We start from the raw sequence: 16,329 nt of genomic DNA, 5'->3' as shown, positions 1-16,329 counted from the left end.
ACAGTTTTTTCGATGGCTCCATTCAACAATATATGGCTCAAACAGAACGGTTCTCCCTGCCCGCTCTGACCTCCCAAGGCTTATTCGAAGGAAATGACATGTCTAATATTCTGCTGATCACATCGAGCCCACGTGGCGAAGATTCCGTTTCCAACAAGGTTGCGACAGACCTGGCTGAAAAGCTGAAGGCACAGTCCGGCAACAACATCGTGCGCCGCGACCTGGCTGCCGAGCCAATCCCGCACCTTGATACCGTGACCACCAACGCTATCCGTAAGCCTGCTGAAGCCCGTTCGCAGGAAGAGGCTGTTGCTGCCGATTTCTCCGACAAGCTGGTTGCAGAGCTGATGGCTGCTGACACCGTCGTTATCGGCACCGGCCTCATCAACTTCAACATCTATTCCGGCCTGAAGTCCTGGATCGACAACGTTGCACGTGCTGGCCAGACCTTCCGTTACACAGAAAGCGGCCCTGTTGGCCTGGCAACCGGCAAGAAGGTTTATGTCGTTCTCGCTGCTGCTGGCGTTTACTCCGAAGGCCCAGCCGTTTCCATGAACCACGCTGTTCCCTACCTGAAGACCGTTCTTGGTTTCATGGGCATGACCGACGTTGAAGTTGTTTACGTTGAAGGCTTGGCTTTCGGCCCTGAAGCCGTTGAAAAGGCACTCTCCTCTGCTCAGGCAAAGGTTGAAGAGCTGGCAAAGGCTGCCTGATAATTTTGTGAGCGCTTGCTTGCCTGATTGATTCAGCAGAGCGCTCCAAATCTTTCTTTTGAAAGATATTCAGTCCTGCAAGACTTCATAACGGCCGCGAACCTGATCGCGGCCGTTATTTTTTGCCTCATAGAGACGTACGTCAGCCTGGGCGAGCAGCGTGTTGAAACTCAAGCCATCTTCCTGCGAGGTTGCAACACCAATACTGAGTGTCAGCAAGGTGCCATCGGGGCGCCTGACCCCTTCATAAAAACTGCTTTGGACGGAACGGGCAAAGGCCATGGCCTTGTCGTGATTGGTCGATGGCAGGAAGATAACGAACTCCTCCCCGCCAAACCGGTACAGCCGGCCGAATGCCTCCGTCTTGCGTGACAGAACGACGGCGACGGCCTTCAACACCTCGTCGCCTTTCAGGTGACCAAAGCTGTCATTGATCGATTTGAACCGGTCGATATCAATGATCAACAGGCTTGCAGGGGTATCGTCGCGCAGGCTGGCATCCAGCGCCTTTGGAATTTCCGCTTCCATGCGGGCCCGGTCGGGCACGCCAGTCAGCACATCCACGCCGGACCGCGATAGCAGATCTTCATACCGTTCGCGGAAGGTCAGGTCGTTGAACACGTCGCCGACATTGCGGTTGTTGCTGGCAAAGGCCCTGGTAGTCGTGACATTCTGATAGACCGCAAACATCATCGTATAGAGGCAGACTGCCAGCAGCTTGGCCTGCCATCCGTCAAAGAACACCTGCGCCGGAGCATCATAGAGATAGTATAAACCGGCGTAAAAACCGGCCTGATCGAACGTCAGGATAACGGCACCACAGATAGCAAAGCGCAACACAATGCGACGGCGCAGAAAGGTACCAAGCTTTTCGTACAGCAGAATGATGCCAATGGAATCGAGGTAGAGGAATGCTGTTCCCCACACCATCAGGATGCCCATTTCATCGAGAAAACCGGTGTTGATCGGCTGACCCGGTGTCAGCGTGGAAACATGATGGAATTTTACGAGTTGGGCGATGGCAACGGTCAGCAGGTTACCGAGAAACAGGCCATAGATCGGCTGACGAACAATGGCGGCATCTTCCTTCATGTACAGCATGAGGATCATCATCAGCTTGCCAGCAAACAGGATGGAAGACCCTGGAGATGCCACGCCAAACGGCAGCTGGATGTAAAACACCGCTGCCAGATAGGTTTCCATGAAGTGCATGACACCAAGCGCTGTCAAAAACACCCCAAGCCCCAGCTTGTTGCGAAAATGCAGGAAGCAGGTCATGACGGAAAAATAAAAGACGGCCTCGACGAGGAAAAGCGCCAGATTAATGAATTCCATCGCCAGCCATCCTGAGAACTGTTCAGCCAGTTCGTGTTACGCAAACATCGCGCCTGCGCAGCCTAACGCAGGATGGCAAACGGATTATTAAGATGGAATTTGAGGGCATTTACGCTTTGAGATGCCTAGTTGTTTGAAAACAGCGTGGTACCGCTCTGGTCGATAATTACCTTGGCCTTGCGAATGGTAAATTCGTTGGCATCATCAAGCGATGTGAAAACATCGGCGCGCACGAATTTGTGGCTCAAAACTTCACCATTGACGGTTTTCTCGATACGGCCTGCAAGGCGAAATTGTGCGCCTTCCTTCAACGGTGTCGGATAGATGGCGAAGTCGCCATAGATTTCCGGTTCAGCAGCAGATGCAGCGGGTGCTGCAGCATCCGAATTGCCCGAACCAAACGCCGAAAAGAGTTTTGAGAAGAAGCCAGCCATATGTCTTTCACTTTCGCAGCAATTGTGCAGACGGCGAGCCTTCGTCGCCTGCACAGATGTTTCGTCAGATAATCAGGTTCGCGAGTATATCGTTTTCAGTGATATCCTCATAGCCTAGGCCCGCTTTCTCAAAGCGCTCGAGCAGGCCAGTGAAGTTTTCCCGCGAACTGGTTTCGATACCAATCAGGATCGAACCGAAGTTACGCGCCGACTTCTTGAGATATTCGAAACGGGCAACGTCATCGTCCGGTCCCAGCAAATCCAGGAAGTCACGCAGGGCACCCGGGCGCTGTGGCAGGCGAAGAATGAAATACTTCTTCACACCACGATAGCGCATGGCGCGTTCCTTGACGTCAGGCAGGCGCTCGAAGTCGAAGTTGCCACCGGACACGACAGCAACCACTGTCTTGCCTTCCAGCTTTTCACGACCCAGCGCTTCCAGTGCCGTAATGGAGAGCGCACCGGCAGGCTCGAGAACCACACCTTCAACGTTCAACATTTCGGAAATGGTGACGCAGATGGCGTTTTCCGGCATCAGGTGAACCTGTTCGGACGGGAAATGCTTCAATGCTTCGAAGTTGAGGTCACCGATACGGGCAACGGCCGCACCATCCACAAAGTTGTCTACCTTGTTGAGCGTAATCGGCTGGCCTGCCTCAAGGCTTTTCTTGAGGCTTGGCGCACCTTCCGGCTCGGTAAACAGGAAGCCGCTTTGCGGGATCAGGTCAGCGAAATAACCGGTGATGCCGGCAGCAAGGCCGCCGCCGCCAACCGGCAGCACAACCAGATCCGGCACGGTGCCCTCAGGCAGTTGCTGAAGGATTTCATCGGCAACAGTCGCCTGCCCTTCGATGATGTCTTCATGATCAAACGGCGGCACCATGCAGCCACCGATCACTTCGACATGCTCACGGGCGGCGGCATAGCACTGGTCAAAGATATCGCCGATCAGACGGATGGTGATGAACTCGCCACCAAAGGCGCGGGTCTTGTCGATTTTCTGTTGCGGTGTGGTAACCGGCATGAACACCACGCCCTGAACGCCGAAATGGCGGCAGGCAAAAGCAAAGCCTTGCGCGTGGTTACCCGCAGAAGCGCAAACGAATATCTTGTTGTTCCCCGCGTCATCATTCTGCATGGCCTTGCGCAGAAAGTTGAACGCGCCTCTAATCTTGTAGGAGCGAACAGGCGTCAGGTCTTCACGCTTGAGCCAAATTCGGGCGCCGTAGCGGTTGCTAAGATATTCATTCAGTTGCAGCGGCGTTTCAGGAAATAGTGCCCTTACCGCCTGCCGTGCTTCCTCGACATGCTTCTTATCCACGATTATCGTTCCATTGAAATTCACGATGGCACCCGCTATGCCATATGCGAACGTCAGAGACAAAGACTCTTTGCAAAACAACCAACCGAGGCGACTTTTTTGAATACAAATCTGCTGCGCTCGGTGATGTATGTCGCGTCCATTTTCGGGCTTTACATGGCCACTGCCATGTTCATTCCGGCCATGGCGGATCTCTATTATAAGAATAACGACTGGTCGGTGTTTGCCCTGTCCGGTTTCATGTGCGGCGGCTTCTTCCTCGCCTGCGCGCTGGCAACCCGTGGACAGACACCACAATTCAACAAACGTTTCGGCTTTCTGCTGGTTAACGTGTTGTGGTTGGTTTTCTCCCTGGTCGGTGCGATCCCTTTTTATCTCTCCGAACTGGACCTGACCTTTGCTCAGGCGGTTTTTGAATCCGTTTCGGCCATCACCACCACCGGCTCCACCGTTATTTCCGGTCTGGACACAGCACCACAGGGCATCTTGATGTGGCGTTCGCTGCTCTGCTGGCTCGGTGGTATCGGTATCGTGGCGCTGGGGCTGTTCATCCTGCCGCTGCTGCGGGTCGGTGGCATGACCTTCTTTCGCATGGAATCATCCGATACCGGCAATGACCGACCCTTTGCGCGCCTCGCGCATTTCACGCGGGCGTTTGTCGGCATCTATATGCTGATGACGCTAACGTGCACGATTGCCTATGACATGGCCGGCATGAGCCATTTCGATGCGCTGAACCACGCCATGTCGACAGTGGCAACCGGTGGTTTCTCGACACATGACGCGTCCTTTGCCTATTTCGACAGTATCGCGCTGTTGTGGATCGCAACGATCTTTCTCGTTCTCGGCAGCCTGCCATTCTCGATCATGATTTTGCTGGCCGTCAAACGACGTCTGAACATTGTGCGCGATCCGCAGATTGCGGTGTTTCTCGGTTACCTCACGGTCATTTCCATCGCGGTTGGCGTTTATCACCACCTGCGCAACGGTGTGCCGCTGGATTCGGCGCTCAGCCACTCCTTCTTCAACGTAACCTCGATCCTCTCCACCGGCGGCTTTGCCAGCGACGACTACACGCTGTGGGGACCGTTTGTGGTGGTTGTCGCATTCTTTGCCACCTTCATGGGCGGCTGCTCCGGCTCGACCGCTGGTGGCATCAAGGCCTATCGATTCGTCATCATCTTTAACGTTGCCAAAACCGGCCTGAAAAAGCTGATCTACCCCAATGCGGTCTACTCGGTGCGGTATGGCGATCAGGTGGTTGACCCTGAAACCATTCGCACCGTGTTCCTCTTCCTCAGTTGCTTCATCGCTCTGTGGATCGGTGGCAGCCTAGCGCTCAGCGCCATGGGCTATGACTTCCTGACCGCAACCTCTGCCGTTGCCACATCACTGGCCAATGTCGGCCCCGGTATCGGCCCGATCATCGGTCCGGTTGGTAACTTCTCGACCATCACCGACCCTGCCCTTTACGTGCTGTCAGCCATGATGTTGATGGGCCGTCTGGAAATCCTGACAGTGCTGGTGATCATGATGCCGATTTTCTGGAAGAACTGACGGACGGCATCCGCCCAACACTGGCTTTGAGAAACTCAGCCTCGCGCAAGAGTTGGCTTTTACGCATAAGCTCAACCAATTCGTTTCCAGAGGCTGTTATTGATGTCGTCTCGTCTCACACTCTGCGTCACAAGCCTTGTTTGGTTGGCAGTGAACGCAAGTTCGTCATTCGCGCTTTCGCCCTGCCCTCCACAAGACGAACTTAAAGCTTACGCAAAAACGATTGTTGAGGCCCGCATTAGGTCACTTTCAATAAGTCCATCAGGTTTGCTGGATGAAGACAAACTTCCAATACAAGCCGTAAAAGCCGAATTTGAAATAGAACGCGTTATAAAAAGCAGTCTTGAACAAAAAGCAGTCGTTGTTTACGGCACAAGCTTTTCACCCGGGCCATTTAAAGAACTGGCTATGATGGCACTTTTATATGGGCTTGAAGGCCACGACAGCTTTGAGTGGGAACTATCTCGCCAAGATTTGGGTGAGTCGCTGGCTTATTACTCGATAGGTGGTTGCGCTTACTACAAGTTCCCTGATTTCGAAGATCTCGGCAACGACCAGTGACTTCCGGCTGGTAGCAAGACACGTCGACGAACAGTAGAATACACGGGGAACGTTATGACCGACATCAAGCGGTGTTTGGTGCAGACGGCGGGACTTGAACCCGCAAGACCGAGGTCGGCAGATTTTAAGTCTGCTGCGTATACCGATTTCGCCACGTCTGCTTGCGGCTTCATCTACACAGCGACAAGCATTCTGGTCAACTCCTGCTTATCAGCACCATGACTGATTTTTTGCATTGGCCGGACGTGCCAGCCCTTCCCGGATCAGTTGCTCTCCGAAGGAGGCGCCGGAACGGCTGATAACCTTGCCATCTGCCGCCCCTGGGGCAACATCGAATGCGCCGTGATTCAGCATGTCGCGCAGCCTAACCTTGGCAGCAAAGCCCCGCTGGCGCTCATTCAGGCAGCGGGCATTGTCAGTCTGCGGCACGACGATACCAGCGATTCGCACCTTGGTGCCCTTCAACCAGAATGTATCGCCGCTGGCCACACAGTTGTTGAGACCTGACATGCCACAAAATGCGAAGGATGCCTTTGCGGCTTTCTGGATGTCCTTGCTGTCTTCAGACTTAACCTCGGCTGGCCGAGACGCCGGCACGGTCGCATTAAGGGCAACCGGCATTGGAACGGCGCGCGGTGGCACAGGCACCTCATTGGCAGCCTGCTTTTGTACCTTGGCAACAGGGCTTTCCGGCCTCACGGGCTTTGGCGGAATAGCCGCTGTTTTGAAAGAAGAGACATCTTTTTTCGGTGCAGCGGCGGTCTGGCTGCTGCTGGCCTTTGTCGTGCGGGTTGACGACGGCAGAAGATTGTCACGATGTTCGTAAACCTGAATTCCGCCCACAACGAGCGCGCAGACACCGAGCAAAGGCCACAGGCTCTGTCCGGATTGCTTTTTTGCCGGCTTACGGCGGGTTCTGCTTTTTGTGCTGCTCACGCGAAACACCCCTTTTTGTCCGATTCGCATTGTCGGCAAAAGGGGTTTCCAAAAGGTTGGCAAATGGCATTATGCCAACCGAGTTGCTGATTTCAGCTGCTTTTTTCTGTTGAGAACAGAATGGAAACTGGTGTCAGCGAACCTGATCCAGCAAGCGCTTGCATTCCAGAAGGTCAAAAAGCGCCTCCTGCAGCAGCGCCTGGTCATCCTTGGTGATGCTGGACTTGCCGATCGAGATTTCCGGCGTATCGCTGTTGGTCGAACCACCGCCAAAGCCAAAAAAACGGCCACTTGGCTTTGCCTTGGGACGGCCGACAACTTCATCATCGTCAGGATGTGCAACGCGCGGTTCGGCAGTTTCCTTCTCTCCGCTTGCCGCCATGATGGCTTCCATCGTCGCCATATCGCCGGAAGCAATGGCAGCAACAAAACGGTTGCCGTTGGCTTTCAGAAGCTTCTGCACACCCTTGATGGTGTAGCCATGATCATACAGCAGATGGCGGATGCCCTTGAGCAGGTCCACATCATCAGGCCGATAATAACGGCGGCCACCGCCGCGTTTCATTGGCTTGATTTGTGGAAACCGTGTCTCCCAGAAACGCAAAACGTGCTGCGGCAGATCAAGGTCGTCAGCCACCTCACTAATGGTTCTAAAGGCGTCAGGGCTCTTGTCCAAAATTCACTCCATCCAAACCGCCCAAACGGCATATACAGGGCTCACAACACTCAACAGGATGGCGAGTGCCTGAGCCAAGCTAGCTCACAGATTGCCGACAACAGAATCAGCAATAGAGCAGCATGTTGAAAACATGTGTGGGATTATGATGTGAGTCGTACTTATTTCAATGGCTTGAAGCGCATAATTCATGCGTTTTCACAATAAGAACGCGCAATGGGAGCCAAGCTCCCATTTATGTCGTCACAAAAATGTTCAGTTACCGGGATTTTGCGGCTTCTGTTTTGCTTTTCTGGAGGCATGTGCCTTGAGAATGCGCTGCTTCAAAACGTTGGACGCCTTGAAGGTCATCACGCGACGCGGAGAGATCGGAACTTCTTCACCGGTCTTTGGGTTGCGACCGATACGTTCGTTCTTTTCACGGATCTGGAACGTGGCGAAGGACGAAAGTTTTACGACTTCCCCGCGGGTGATCGCATTACAAATTTCATCGATAACCGTTTCGACCAGCTCGGCGGATTCCGTACGGGATAACCCGACCTTTCGAAAAACCGACTCTGCAAGATCTGCACGCGTAACTGTCTTCCCGGCCATTTTTCCCCGCACAAAAATTTATATGGTCTCAATGAAGCCGCCAGAGATTATTTCTCTAAAGACGACCGGTCAAGCGGTTGTTTTTGAATCTGTTTTATCTCTTCGAAACGACGTCTAAGGGTATAATTGCAAGGCGAAGAAATTACAACGCCTTGCAAGCATCTTACCAGCGCAGCAATACCGCGCCCCAAGTGAAACCGCCACCCATGGCTTCGAGCATGACGAGGTCGCCCTTCTTGATGCGACCGTCACCGGCAGCAACTGCAAGTGCCAGCGGAATGGACGCCGCAGAGGTGTTGCCGTGCTGGTCAACGGTGATGACCACCTTCTCCAGCGGAATACCCAGCTTCTTGGCGGATCCGTCGATAATGCGCTTATTGGCCTGGTGTGGCACCAGCCAGTCGAGATCGTCAGCCGTCGTGCCGGTGGCATCGAATGCAGCCTCGATAACGTCAGTAATCATGCCAACGGCGTGCTTGAAGACTTCACGGCCTTCCATGCGCAGATGGCCGACTGTACCTGTCGAAGACGGGCCACCATCCACATAGAGCTTGTCCTTGTGTGTGCCGTCGGAGCGAAGCTGCGATGCGAGAATGCCGCGATCGGAGGTTTTACCCTCGCCCTCGCCTGCTTCCAGCACAACGGCACCAGCGCCATCACCGAACAGAACGCAGGTGGTGCGGTCTTTCCAGTCGAGAATACGCGAGAAGGTTTCCGCGCCGATCACCAGAACGCGCTTTGCCATGCCGCCGCGGATATAGGCATCCGCCGTGGTCATCGCATAGACGAAGCCGGAACAGACAGCCTGCACGTCAAAGGCAAAACCGCCTGATATGCCCAGGCGGTTCTGGATGTTGACGGCGGTGGCCGGAAACGTGTTGTCGGGAGTAGAGGTCGCCACGATGATCATGTCGATCTGGTCGGCTTCAATGCCGGCATTGGCAAGTGCTGCACGGGCAGCTGCTTCACCCAGCGATGCGGTGGTTTCACCCTCGCCTGCAATGTAGCGCTGGCGGATACCGGTGCGCTGTACGATCCACTCATCGGTGGTTTCGACAACGCCTTCGATTTCCTGGTTGGTCATGACACGTTTTGGAAGTGCCGCTCCGAAACCGCGAACGATTGAACGGATCATTTTATTATTCCTCATCATCCACGGTCGCTTCGGGGCCAGGTGGCGGCAAGCGTCTCGCGTGGTAAATCTTGAGATCGTTTTCTATCTTGGCGTTCAGTCCGTTATGGACCATGTCATAACCGACATCGATAGCAGACGCGAACCCGAGAGCGTCGGTACTCCCGTGGCTTTTAATGACAATGCCGTTCAGGCCCAGAAACACGCCGCCATTGACCTTGCGCGGATCCATCTTCTCACGCAGCACATCAAAAGCACTCTTTGCCAGCACATAGCCAATCTTGGCGATGAAGCTGCGCGAAATCGCTTCCTTCAACAATGTCGAAATCTGGCGTGCAGTTCCCTCAGCGGTCTTCAGGGCAATATTGCCGGTGAAACCTTCAGTCACCACCACGTCGACGGTACCCTTGCCGATGTCATTGCCTTCAACGAAACCACGATAATCGATCGTACCGAGGTCTGCTTCGCGAATAAGGCGTCCTGCTTCTCGTACCTCGTCCTGACCTTTGACCTCTTCAACGCCAACATTGAGAAGACCAACGGTCGGACGGTCAATATCAAACAGCGCGCGCGCCATGGCGCCGCCCATCAGGGCAAAATCGAGCAACTGCTGCGAATCCGCACCAATCGTTGCACCGACGTCCAGAACGATGCTTTCGCCTTTCAGAGTAGGCCAGATGCCGGCAATCGCAGGCCGCTCAATACGCGCCATGGTCCGCAGGCAGAATTTCGCCATGGCCATCAGCGCACCGGTATTGCCGGCAGAAACGACAACATCCGCCTCGCCTGCCTTCACCGCTTCAATGGACTGCCACATGCTGGAGACGTAACGTCCGCGCCGCAAGGCCTGACTTGGCTTCTCATCCATAGCGACAGAAACTTCGCAATGATGGAAAACAGACCGCTCGCGCAGTTTGGGATATTGCGCCAAAATCGGTTCACACCGTTCCTTCTGGCCATACAATATAAATGTCACGTCATTGTGCCGCTCCAGTGCTTTTGCGGCACCTGGAATGGCAACATCAGGGCCGAAATCACCACCCATGACGTCAATTGAAATTCTGATCACTCGTCACTGATCCTTCTGGCCGCCGCTGCGGCGGGATTGCCGGGGAAAATACCGTTTCCGCCTTCCGTTACAACCAATTTCTTTCACGTGGCGGCTCGCCTAGTCCTTTTTCCAGTCTTTCAACACGGCAAATGGCGAAGGCTTGCGCTCTTCCTGCGTTTCCTTCTCACCGAAACCAGCAAACTCTGCACCCTCCTTGCGGGGATAGGGATCGATTGCAAGCGCAACAAACTCGGCCACGACCTCGCCTGCATCCACCGTATCACCGGTAAACTGCTCGGGAATGTCAGGTCCATCCGGGTCCAGAACCATTTCACCTTGGTCATTGGTGATGATCCGGGCCAGTTTTGAACCTTCGGGAACGAAGATCTGCTCGACCTGTTCATCGATGCGGCTGGTGATCGGCTCCAGCGTAACAATGCAAGCCTGTGTGATGGTCGCCTGAACAGAACCGAATATTTTTATTCCGTCCTTCTTCCAGCGAGAAACCTGCAACTCGGCCTTCAGCGCTTCCACAGACAATACGTTCCACGACTTGGCAAGCGCCTTCAGCTCATCCTTGTCCGCCTCCAGAGCAATCCTGACCGGATTGGCAGAAATATGGCCAACCTTGACCGGGTAGGAAAATGGCGCGTCGTCGTTGTCAGGTCTGTAGTCGCTCATGAGAACCTCTATTCGGCAGGAGACGGCAGGGTGACAGTGCCGGTCGCCACAATTTCTTCGGACTGATCAACAAGCGATGCCGAAGCCATAATCATCCACTGTGCAAGCATCTCCATGTCAGGAGTGTCTTCATCTGCCTGCGGATATATATTGCGCTTGAGGGCCGCCGCAAGTGCCTGCGCATCATCCCCATCGAGAGCCGCTGCATAGGATTCCAGCCGTCCGTAAAACATGCCGGCAAGCTTCTTCATGCGTTTTGGCACGCCCTGATCGCCAATGCCCAGTTCGCGGATGGAATGATCCAGGTCCTGAAAAAACGCATCGACAATTTCCTGGGCGATTTCCTGCCCGCTGGTGTCCGACGTGCGGGTGCGACGGAAATAAAGGATCATGACCGCCGACAACATCTCGAAACGGCCCATGACGGTGTCCGGCACGCCCATATGCAGATAAAAACCTGGCTGGCGTGCGGCGGAGGTCAAGGCCGCATATTGCCGGTCGACAATGGCCTGATTGCTGTTTTTCTTTTTGAACAGTCGGAAGATCATGAATTTTCCCGGATATGAGCGAAGTAAATCGCCTTGATCCCGTTGCCCTTGTTGCATGATTATGAAAGCTGGTTTACCGAAGCAGTCGCGAATTGCAATGCCGTTGCGGTCACGTTCAGTCTCGGTGTGAAACACATGTCAGCATATGTTTCCCGGAATGAGTTCCCGTAATAGTATGTAAATATCGCGACATCCGTGGGCGGTTGTCCCCGGAAAGACATAATCGTGTGCACAGAAGCTGTGCAGCATGCTATGCCGGAAGGTGCCTTATGATTGCAGTCGGGGAAACATCGTTGAGCAACCAGGAATCCACCAAGAGGGTCAAATTTCTCGGCAAAACTGCTATTGCCATCGTCATCGCGTCCAGCCTGCTTTCGGCTTGCTCCAGCACAACGGACATTTTCCACAATGGTTACGTGGTCGATGAGCAATCGTTGCAGCTGATTCCGGTTGGGTCCAGCCGTGAACAGGTCTTGCTGACCATGGGCACCCCTTCGACAACTGCGACCTTCGACAACGAAGTGTTCTATTACATTTCCCAGAAGCGTGAGCGCAAAGCCGCCTTCATGAAGCCGAAGCTGGTTGAGCAGAACATTCTGGCGATCTATTTCAGCAAGGATGGCGTGGTCGACAAGAAGGCCAACTACACCATGCAGGATGGCAAGGTATTCGACACGATCTCGCGTACGACACCCACCGGTGGCCGCGACCTCACCTTCTTGCAGCAGCTTCTTACTGGTGGCGCCAGCGGCGCGAACGCAGCCCGCAACCTGCTTGGTGGCGGCAGCGATCCACTCGGCTTCTAAAAGCTTTCGAAACATCCAAAGAAAAAGCCCGCGGAGATGTCCGCGGGCTTTTTTGGTTTCGGCACTTTGCGTATCAGGCTGCGAGAACGGCCAGGAGCAACAGTGCAACGATGTTGGTGATCTTGATGGCAGGGTTTACCGCCGGACCGGCAGTATCCTTGTAGGGATCGCCAACCGTATCGCCGGTGACAGATGCCTTGTGCGCATCGGAACCCTTCATATGGCGTTGGCCATCCTTATCAACGAAACCATCTTCAAAGCTCTTCTTGGCATTGTCCCATGCACCGCCACCTGACGTCATGGAAATGGCCACGAACAGACCGTTGATGATCACGCCCAGCAGCGAGGCACCCAGGGCCGCGAATGCTGATGCCTTGGAGCCGGACAACAGCAGCACGCCGAAATAGACCACCACCGGTGCCAACACAGGCAGAAGCGACGGAATGATCATCTCACGAATGGCGGCCTTGGTCAGCAGATCGACCGCCCTGCCGTAATCGGGCTTTTCGGTGCCTGCCATGATGCCGGGCTTTTCGCGGAACTGGCGACGGACCTCTTCCACAATTGCGCCAGCTGCGCGACCAACCGCCGTCATGGCGATACCACCGAACAGATATGGAATGAGACCACCAAACAGCAGGCCTGCCACGACATAGGGGTTAGCAAGACTGAAGGAAATCTCGCCGACATCGGCGAAGTAAGGGTACTTGTCGCCATTGCTTGCGAAGTAAGCCAGATCGTTGGAATAGGCGGCAAACAACACCAGAGCGCCGAGACCGGCAGAACCGATCGCGTAACCCTTGGTCACGGCCTTGGTGGTGTTGCCTACTGCATCCAGCGCGTCGGTGGCTTTTCTGACCTCTGGATCAAGACCCGCCATTTCGGCAATGCCACCGGCATTGTCGGTAACGGGACCAAATGCATCGAGTGCCACGATCATACCCGCCAGGCCAAGCATGGCGGTTACGGCAATGCCCGTGCCAAAAAGACCAGCGAACTGGTAAGTACCGATAATGCCGCCAACGATGACGATGGCGGGCAGCGCGGTTGATTCCAGCGAAACAGCCAGACCCTGGATAACGTTGGTGCCGTGGCCGGTTACCGAGGCCTGAGCGATGGAATTGACCGGACGCTTGTTGGTGCCAGTGTAATATTCGGTAATCACCACGATCAACGCGGTGACGACAAGACCGATCAACCCGCAGATGAACAGGTTGGTACCGGTGATATCCATACCTGCAACGGTGCCGATAGAGCCCCAACCAATGGTCATGGAGGTGGCAACGGCAAGGCCGGCGATTGACAGGACACCCGTCGCAATCAGGCCCTTATAGAGCGCACCCATAATGGAGTTGTTTGAGCCAAGCTTGACGAAGAAGGTGCCGGCAATCGAGGTCACGATACATACCGCACAAATCGCCAGAGGATAGACCATGACGTCAGACAGGATGGGTGTTCCGGCAAAGAAAATCGCGGCAAGCACCATGGTTGCCACGACGGATACCGCGTAGGTTTCAAACAGGTCGGCCGCCATGCCAGCGCAGTCCCCGACATTGTCACCGACGTTATCGGCAATGGTTGCCGGATTGCGTGGATCATCTTCCGGAATACCCGCCTCCACTTTGCCGACGAGGTCGCCGCCAACGTCCGCGCCCTTGGTGAAGATGCCGCCGCCGAGACGTGCGAAGATCGAAATCAGCGAAGCGCCGAAACCGAGCGCGACCAGCGCATCGATGACCTCGCGGGAGCCACTTTCATGGCCAAGGCCAGCAGTGAGAATGAAATAATAAAGCGACACACCCAGCAGTGCGAGGCCAGCAACCAACATTCCCGTTATTGCACCGGATTTGAAAGCAATATCCAGACCGGCAGAAAGGCTATGCGAGGCAGCCTGTGCGGTACGCACATTGGCGCGGACCGATACATGCATGCCGATGAAGCCTGCAACGCCTGACAGAACGGCACCAATGATAAAACCAATGGCTGCCGCGGTGGACAGAAGCAGCCATGTGAGAACCGCCACGATAAGGCCGACGATAAAGATCGTCAGGTACTGCCGTGCCAGATATGCCTGGGCACCCTCTCTAATGTAACCGGCAATTTCGCGCATGCGCTCCGTGCCCTGATCGGCAGCAAGAACGCTTCTGGTGGCCCAGATGGCATAAACGATAGAAAGCAGTCCGCATGCTATTACAACGGGAATTACAGTCATTCACACTTACCTCCCCTAGAGCATGTCTCCCGAAAGTGGCAAAGGGTTTTGGGAACAAGACATGCGACAAAACCAAGAGAAAACACGCCTGGCGGGCATGACCCGTTTCAACGTGGCTTCGAGCGATTCCCGGAAAAGTTCTGAACGGCTTTTCCGAAAGGAATTGCGTTTCATGTATGGCAACAGACCTGCTGGCCCTTCTGAGAAGAACAAAAGATCTGTCTTAAAGTGCCGTGCGTTTTAGAAAGCGCACAAAGGACGCTTTAACATTTTAAATTGCTGCATAATCGTTGCCTTAAATCGGGTACGATTTAAGGAGTCATGCAGTACAGTCCCTTGCCCGCTCGACCGATGAGCGGGGTATAATCGCTTTACTGGCGATTTCGCATTGGCTTCCTCGCCCCCTCCCAAGGGCAAAAGCCATCTGCGTCAAGATTGCGTTGCCGGATGGCTTCGCGTCAAGCCCCATACCTTACGTTAGGTCGATTCTGCTAAAATGACGAACAGTGACGGTTACTGTTTAGCCTAGGGCGGCTACGGTCTTACGGTTTTTCACTATGAGAAACAGAACCATAATGAGGCAGAGGCCTGCAATCGGCCAGATCATCATGTTCATGACATTCCAGCCCCAGGCGGTAAACACCTGACCGGAGGCAAAGGATGCCAGTGCAACGGTGCTGAACAGGATGATATCGTGGAAACCCTGCACCTTGTCCGCTTCATGCGGGCGGTAACTGGAGGTGACGATGGCTGTCGCGCCGATAAATCCGAAATTCCAGCCGACGCCAAGCAGAATGAGCGCACCCCAGAAGTTCCACAGCTCGATGCCCATATGGGCAACTACACCGCAGGCCATCAGGATGACCAGACCGGCGGCGACAATTGTTTCTGCGCCGTAGCGGGCAATCAGAATGCCGGTGAAGAAACTCGGCGCAAACATTGCCAGCACATGCCACTGGATGCCAAGTGTCGCCATTTCGGAGGGGAACCCGCAGCCGATCACCATGGCGAGCGGTGCACCGGTCATCATAAATGTCATCAACGCGTAGGAGCCGATGCCGCAGATCATGCCTGTTGCAAAACGTGGCGTCGCCACGATGTCCATCAGCGGACGGGCTGGCTCATCCGTCGCCTGCTTCGTATTGACTTCCGGCAGATCAAGGAATGCAAAGATCGCCACCGCCACAAGCCCAAGCGGGATGATGGCGATGAAGGCACCGGCAAACAGCACCGGAAAGAACATGTCCTTGGTGAAGATGGCAATTTGCGGCCCAAGCACTGCGGAGATGATGCCACCGGCAAGAATCCAGGAAATGGCACGCGGCTTGTAGAAGGATGGCGATGCATCTGCCGCAGCAAAGCGGATTTTCTGGGTAAAGCCGCCAGCCAGACCAATCAGCAGGAAGCCAGTGACAAACAGCCAGAAATCAATGCGGAAAAGCCCAATTGCGGCAATACCGCCACCGATCGAGCAGAGCAAGGCACCAAGCATGAAGCTGGCTTTGCGACCAAGGAAACGCGAGGCCATGGCCACGGCAATGGCACCAAATGCGACGCCGACGTTAAAGCCGGTCAGTGGTGCCGTTGCCAGAGATTTGTCGGCTCCCAGCAACTGGTAGCCTGCCAATGCACCAACCGAAAAGACAATTGGCGGTGCGGACGCAAGAATGGCTTGCGCCATCGTGAGGAGAAAGACATTGCGCTTTGCCTGGCTGAGTTGATTTTCGAGCCCCGGAACAACTGCGCCACTCATGTCTTTCACCCCAATTCAC

General features: G+C 54.7%; 16 protein-coding genes and 1 tRNA gene. 4 read left to right on the top strand and 13 right to left on the bottom strand.

What is annotated here, in order from left to right; translation table 11 throughout:
- The first annotated feature begins 98 nt into the window (after positions 1-98).
- Positions 99-713, top strand: coding sequence for an FMN-dependent NADH-azoreductase (locus ACZ5FM_RS04465; protein ID WP_259145331.1), 615 nt, complete (start codon positions 99-101; stop codon positions 711-713).
- Positions 714-782: 69 nt separating this feature from the next.
- On the opposite strand, the gene ACZ5FM_RS04460 is transcribed toward ACZ5FM_RS04465, so the two are convergent.
- From ACZ5FM_RS04460 to ilvA, 3 genes are all read right to left on the bottom strand, one after another.
- The gene (locus ACZ5FM_RS04460) at positions 783-2,048 is read right to left on the bottom strand and encodes a GGDEF domain-containing protein (protein ID WP_464039823.1); all 1,266 of its coding nucleotides are present in this window, start codon (positions 2,046-2,048) and stop codon (positions 783-785) included.
- Between the two features lie 125 nt (positions 2,049-2,173).
- Positions 2,174-2,482: an HlyU family transcriptional regulator gene (locus ACZ5FM_RS04455; protein ID WP_464039822.1), complete on the bottom strand. Its 309-nt coding sequence runs from the start codon at positions 2,480-2,482 to the stop codon at positions 2,174-2,176.
- A gap of 64 nt (positions 2,483-2,546) precedes the next feature.
- Complete coding sequence (ilvA, locus tag ACZ5FM_RS04450) at positions 2,547-3,827, bottom strand: threonine ammonia-lyase (RefSeq protein ID WP_464039821.1); 1,281 nt, start codon at positions 3,825-3,827, stop codon at positions 2,547-2,549.
- A 75-nt stretch (positions 3,828-3,902) separates the two neighbouring features.
- Between ilvA and ACZ5FM_RS04445 the strand changes: the two genes are divergently transcribed.
- Positions 3,903-5,360 (top strand): TrkH family potassium uptake protein, encoded by a 1,458-nt coding sequence (locus ACZ5FM_RS04445; protein WP_250982897.1) that lies wholly within the window; start codon positions 3,903-3,905, stop codon positions 5,358-5,360.
- A 102-nt stretch (positions 5,361-5,462) separates the two neighbouring features.
- Positions 5,463-5,921, top strand: a complete 459-nt coding sequence (locus ACZ5FM_RS04440) for a hypothetical protein (RefSeq protein ID WP_464039820.1) — start codon at positions 5,463-5,465, stop codon at positions 5,919-5,921.
- 76 nt (positions 5,922-5,997) lie between these two features.
- Here the strand turns inward: ACZ5FM_RS04440 and ACZ5FM_RS04435 are convergent.
- The 8 genes from ACZ5FM_RS04435 to ACZ5FM_RS04400 form a co-directional block, all read right to left on the bottom strand.
- Positions 5,998-6,082, bottom strand: a tRNA-Leu gene (locus ACZ5FM_RS04435).
- 49 nt (positions 6,083-6,131) lie between these two features.
- Positions 6,132-6,857, bottom strand: coding sequence for a thermonuclease family protein (locus ACZ5FM_RS04430; RefSeq protein ID WP_464039819.1), 726 nt, complete (start codon positions 6,855-6,857; stop codon positions 6,132-6,134).
- Positions 6,858-6,990: 133 nt separating this feature from the next.
- On the bottom strand, positions 6,991-7,533 hold the full coding sequence (locus tag ACZ5FM_RS04425) for a MerR family transcriptional regulator (protein ID WP_250982900.1): 543 nt from the start codon (positions 7,531-7,533) through the stop codon (positions 6,991-6,993).
- Positions 7,534-7,788: 255 nt separating this feature from the next.
- Positions 7,789-8,127, bottom strand: a complete 339-nt coding sequence (locus ACZ5FM_RS04420; RefSeq protein WP_192487499.1) for an integration host factor subunit alpha — start codon at positions 8,125-8,127, stop codon at positions 7,789-7,791.
- Between the two features lie 163 nt (positions 8,128-8,290).
- Positions 8,291-9,262: a beta-ketoacyl-ACP synthase III gene (locus ACZ5FM_RS04415; protein ID WP_192487498.1), complete on the bottom strand. Its 972-nt coding sequence runs from the start codon at positions 9,260-9,262 to the stop codon at positions 8,291-8,293.
- A 4-nt stretch (positions 9,263-9,266) separates the two neighbouring features.
- A complete protein-coding gene (plsX, locus tag ACZ5FM_RS04410) occupies positions 9,267-10,328 on the bottom strand; it encodes a phosphate acyltransferase PlsX (RefSeq protein ID WP_192487497.1) in 1,062 nt (353 codons plus the stop codon).
- A 99-nt stretch (positions 10,329-10,427) separates the two neighbouring features.
- Positions 10,428-10,991, bottom strand: coding sequence for a YceD family protein (locus ACZ5FM_RS04405; protein ID WP_275640830.1), 564 nt, complete (start codon positions 10,989-10,991; stop codon positions 10,428-10,430).
- A gap of 8 nt (positions 10,992-10,999) precedes the next feature.
- Positions 11,000-11,596, bottom strand: a complete 597-nt coding sequence (locus ACZ5FM_RS04400) for a ubiquinol-cytochrome C chaperone family protein (protein WP_464039817.1) — start codon at positions 11,594-11,596, stop codon at positions 11,000-11,002.
- 212 nt (positions 11,597-11,808) lie between these two features.
- On the opposite strand from ACZ5FM_RS04400, the gene ACZ5FM_RS04395 reads away from it, so the two are divergent.
- A complete protein-coding gene (locus tag ACZ5FM_RS04395) occupies positions 11,809-12,345 on the top strand; it encodes an outer membrane protein assembly factor BamE (RefSeq protein ID WP_192487494.1) in 537 nt (178 codons plus the stop codon).
- A gap of 73 nt (positions 12,346-12,418) precedes the next feature.
- On the opposite strand, the gene ACZ5FM_RS04390 is transcribed toward ACZ5FM_RS04395, so the two are convergent.
- Together ACZ5FM_RS04390 and ACZ5FM_RS04385 are read right to left on the bottom strand one after the other, a co-directional pair.
- Positions 12,419-14,557, bottom strand: coding sequence for a sodium-translocating pyrophosphatase (locus ACZ5FM_RS04390; protein WP_464039816.1), 2,139 nt, complete (start codon positions 14,555-14,557; stop codon positions 12,419-12,421).
- 520 nt (positions 14,558-15,077) lie between these two features.
- Positions 15,078-16,310: an MFS transporter gene (locus ACZ5FM_RS04385; RefSeq protein WP_464039815.1), complete on the bottom strand. Its 1,233-nt coding sequence runs from the start codon at positions 16,308-16,310 to the stop codon at positions 15,078-15,080.
- Positions 16,311-16,329: the final 19 nt, after the last annotated feature.

Source organism: Agrobacterium sp. 5Ca50 (genome assembly GCF_055381905.1).
This window is presented reverse-complemented; position numbering and strand designations above follow the sequence as displayed.

What these genes read in the sequence shown, in the direction of transcription:
- ACZ5FM_RS04465 (WP_259145331.1), top strand. Translation starts at nt 99, where the DNA reads ATGTCTAATATTCTGCTGATCACATCGAGCCCACGTGGCGAAGATTCC.
- ACZ5FM_RS04460 (WP_464039823.1), bottom strand. Translation starts at nt 2,048, where the DNA reads ATGGAATTCATTAATCTGGCGCTTTTCCTCGTCGAGGCCGTCTTTTAT.
- ACZ5FM_RS04455 (WP_464039822.1), bottom strand. Translation starts at nt 2,482, where the DNA reads ATGGCTGGCTTCTTCTCAAAACTCTTTTCGGCGTTTGGTTCGGGCAAT.
- ACZ5FM_RS04440 (WP_464039820.1), top strand. Translation starts at nt 5,463, where the DNA reads ATGTCGTCTCGTCTCACACTCTGCGTCACAAGCCTTGTTTGGTTGGCA.
- ACZ5FM_RS04420 (WP_192487499.1), bottom strand. Translation starts at nt 8,127, where the DNA reads ATGGCCGGGAAGACAGTTACGCGTGCAGATCTTGCAGAGTCGGTTTTT.
- ACZ5FM_RS04415 (WP_192487498.1), bottom strand. Translation starts at nt 9,262, where the DNA reads ATGATCCGTTCAATCGTTCGCGGTTTCGGAGCGGCACTTCCAAAACGT.
- ACZ5FM_RS04405 (WP_275640830.1), bottom strand. Translation starts at nt 10,991, where the DNA reads ATGAGCGACTACAGACCTGACAACGACGACGCGCCATTTTCCTACCCG.
- ACZ5FM_RS04400 (WP_464039817.1), bottom strand. Translation starts at nt 11,596, where the DNA reads ATGCAACAAGGGCAACGGGATCAAGGCGATTTACTTCGCTCATATCCG.
- ACZ5FM_RS04395 (WP_192487494.1), top strand. Translation starts at nt 11,809, where the DNA reads ATGATTGCAGTCGGGGAAACATCGTTGAGCAACCAGGAATCCACCAAG.
- ACZ5FM_RS04390 (WP_464039816.1), bottom strand. Translation starts at nt 14,557, where the DNA reads ATGACTGTAATTCCCGTTGTAATAGCATGCGGACTGCTTTCTATCGTT.
- ACZ5FM_RS04385 (WP_464039815.1), bottom strand. Translation starts at nt 16,310, where the DNA reads ATGAGTGGCGCAGTTGTTCCGGGGCTCGAAAATCAACTCAGCCAGGCA.